Origin of the sequence: Mesorhizobium sp. M7A.F.Ca.MR.362.00.0.0 (assembly GCF_004023175.1) — a bacterium.
GTDB lineage: Bacteria > Pseudomonadota > Alphaproteobacteria > Rhizobiales > Rhizobiaceae > Mesorhizobium.
Map to the genome: position 1 here is coordinate 1 of NZ_RZTF01000263.1, position 3,108 is coordinate 3,108.

Below are 3,108 nucleotides of genomic sequence, written 5' to 3' on the forward strand. Positions count from 1 at the left end.
CCTTCTCCTCGTATAGTGACGGGGAGAAGGAAGCTCAGGCTTCTCCAAACACCCGCTTGAAGATCGTGTCGACATGCTTGGTATGATAGCCCAAGTCGAATTTCTCGCGGATTTCGGCTTCAGGCAGCGCTGCGGTCACTTCCTTGTCGGCCAAAAGTTCCTCAAGGAAATCAGCGCCTTGCTCCCACACCCTCATGGCGTTGCGCTGCACCAGGCGGTAGGAGTCTTCGCGCGACAGGCCGGCTTGGGTCAGCGCCAGCATGACGCGCTGCGAATGCACGAGGCCGCGGAACTTGTTCATGTTCTTCAGCATGTTGTCGGGATAGACGAGCAGCTTGTCGACGACGCCGGTCAGCCGTGACAGTGCGAAATCGAGCGTCACGGTGGCATCCGGGCCGATCATGCGCTCGACCGAGGAGTGCGAGATGTCGCGCTCGTGCCAGAGCGCCACATTTTCCATCGCCGGCAGCGCCATGGAGCGCACCATGCGGGCAAGACCGGTGAGGTTTTCGGTCAGCACCGGGTTGCGCTTGTGCGGCATGGCCGACGAGCCCTTCTGGCCCGGCGAAAAATACTCTTCCGCCTCCAGCACTTCGGTGCGCTGCAAATGCCGGATTTCGATCGACAGCCGCTCGACCGACGAGGCGATGACGCCGAGCGTGGCAAAGAACATGGCATGGCGGTCGCGCGGGATCACTTGCGTCGACACCGGCTCGGGTTTCAGGCCGAGCTTTGCCGCCACATGTTCCTCGACATAGGGGTCGATGTTGGCGAAGGTGCCGACCGCGCCCGAAATCGCGCAGGTCGCTATATCTTCCCGCGCGTGCACCAAGCGCTCGCGGCAGCGCGAGAATTCGGCATAGGCCTGCGCCAGCTTGACGCCAAAGGTGGTCGGCTCGGCATGGATGCCATGGCTGCGGCCGATGGTGACGGTGTCCTTGTGCTCGAAGGCGCGGCGCTTGAGCGCTGCAAGCAAGCCATCGATATCGGCGAGCAGGATATCGCTGGCGCGGGTCAGCTGCACGGCAAAACAGGTGTCGAGAACATCGGACGAGGTCATCCCCTGGTGGATGAAGCGGGCGTCCGGGCCGACGAATTCGGCGAGATGGGTGAGGAAGGCGATGACGTCATGCTTGGTGACGCGCTCGATCTCGTCGATCGCCTCGACATCGAATTTTGCCGCCCCGCCCTTTTCCCAGATGGTTTTTGCCGCTTCCCTGGGAATGACGCCGAGTTCGGCCAGCGCGTCGCAGGCATAGGCTTCGATCTCGAACCAGATGCGGAACCGGGTTTCTGGCGACCAGATGGCGACCATTTCCGGCCGGGAATAGCGAGGGATCATCGGTCAGTCCTGACATATCGAGAAGTTTGCCCGCGTCCTAACAGAGGCGAGCAAAATGCTCAACGCTGCTGGCGCGCAAACCAGACGCCCGCGGCAAACAGAGCGATGAAACCAACTGGAAAATAGAGCCGGATGCCCAGCACCACGAACTGGTAGAGCGCAATCAGCGTCGTGAAGACGAACTGGAGGACCCAGGTGCGGGTGAAAGCAGGGGCGTGCCACTCGGCGTAGTAGGAGCGGTACTGCAGGGCAAAGAGCCCGGCGGTCAGGCCGATCGTCGCCGCGGCTAGGCACACGAAGGCCGCGGCAAAGGCGACTTCCCAGCGTCTTCCCTGCGAGACCAGCCGCGCCGCGAACAGGCCGATGGGAAAAGCCAGCGCAGCTCCCACCGCAAACAGCGCGGTGACAATGCGGATTTTCGCCGGCGTCTCCCAGTCGTCCAACAACAGGGCGACAAGCGCGCTGGCGCCCATCGTCGTGGCCCATAGCAAGGCGCCATAAAACGCAGTGCGCGGCGTCGGTATCGCGCGGCGAAGGCGGTTCAGCGAACGATCGCGCGGGGCGGGTGGGACAAGCGGTGTCACAGGCGGCCGGTCACCGCGATCCAGCGAAAGTCCGGGCCTTCAAAGCCGTATTGGCGCACCGCGATCAGCACGGCATAGGCGCTGAGACTGTCCATCGAAAAGGTCTGCACAGCGCCGATGCGGTAGCCGTTCGGGCAACCCCGGCTTTTCGGTATCGACTTGTCCTCGTGCAGCAGCTTGGTCGTGCCGCCATCCTGCGCCTCGATACGCAGCAGCCGGAAGCCGTTGATCTCGCCCTGGCTCTCGCAGCCCTCGGTGTTGTTCATGCCGAGCTCGTCGAGCCGAAACTCGAGCGGTGGGTCGACCGGCGAAAAGATCGGGCGCGGGTTGACTGCCATCCGGTGCGGATCGGCCGAAAGTTCGGTCACCGGGTTGAAGCCGGCGGTGATGCCGCGATTGGCGTCCAACTCGGCCTGACTGACAATGGCTTCGCCTTTTTGCCGGGCCTGAAGGCGCGCCGCATCCAGTTTGGCATTCTCGTCCTCAAGCCGGACCCGGATCGGCGTGCCCTTGAGAAAGCTGTCGGTGCTGGTGTCGATGTAGTAGCGGTTGGCATAGGGAAAACCCGATCCATCCTGCACGCCATATTCCTCGAAAGCAAAGACGCTGCCGTCCTTGGTGAAGCCGAGGATTTCAAGTTCGGCGACATCGCCGGCATGAGCCGCGATCGAGGTGGCAAACTGGGCAAGCAGGCCAACGGCAAACAGAAAGAGCATTCGCATCGGTCTTCACCCCCGTGATCGTCTCAATCCCCTAGCACGCCGAAATCAAAACGTCGTGCGGTGCGAAAGCCGATGCATCCAATCGGCCCGTCATTTGTTATCGTCGCCAGTCCCAATGGAGACCACCATGACCGACACCAGCAAAATTCGCGAGCATATGGAAGTCGTCGGCGCCGACGGCGTGCATGTCGGCACTGTCGACAAGGTCGATGGCCAGCGCATCAAGCTGACCAAGGCCGATAGCGGCGAGGGCGCTCACAAGGGCCATCATCACTATATTCCCCTGAGCCTGATTGCCGAAGTCGACGGCAAGAAGGTCTGGCTGTCGGCGAATTCCGATGTTGCGGTGACGTTCGAGGAAGAAAAGTCCGATCGGGTCTGATTGATCGCTTCACCTCAGGCGTGACGACCAGACCGGAAACAGATCGTTTTCGGCAGGGGTTGCCGCATAGACGCCGCG

4 protein-coding genes are annotated in these 3,108 nt (G+C 62.0%); 1 reads left to right on the plus strand and 3 read right to left on the minus strand.

Annotation, left to right across the window (positions count from 1 at the left end):
• Positions 1-34: 34 nt before the first annotated feature.
• Genes purB through EOC06_RS25805 form a run of 3 tightly spaced genes read right to left on the minus strand, consistent with a single transcriptional unit; the run spans position 35 to position 2,648 of the window.
• Entirely contained in the window at positions 35-1,342 is a 1,308-nt protein-coding gene (gene purB, locus EOC06_RS25795; RefSeq protein ID WP_127269895.1) for an adenylosuccinate lyase, read from the minus strand.
• Positions 1,343-1,401: 59 nt separating this feature from the next.
• A complete protein-coding gene (locus tag EOC06_RS25800) occupies positions 1,402-1,926 on the minus strand; it encodes a hypothetical protein (RefSeq protein WP_245470064.1) in 525 nt (174 codons plus the stop codon).
• Complete coding sequence (locus EOC06_RS25805) at positions 1,923-2,648, minus strand: DUF2259 domain-containing protein (RefSeq protein ID WP_127382285.1); 726 nt, start codon at positions 2,646-2,648, stop codon at positions 1,923-1,925. The genes EOC06_RS25800 and EOC06_RS25805 overlap by 4 nt, the downstream gene beginning before the upstream one ends.
• A gap of 127 nt (positions 2,649-2,775) precedes the next feature.
• On the opposite strand from EOC06_RS25805, the gene EOC06_RS25810 reads away from it, so the two are divergent.
• Positions 2,776-3,030, plus strand: a complete 255-nt coding sequence (locus EOC06_RS25810) for a DUF2171 domain-containing protein (protein ID WP_127269889.1) — start codon at positions 2,776-2,778, stop codon at positions 3,028-3,030.
• Positions 3,031-3,108: the final 78 nt, after the last annotated feature.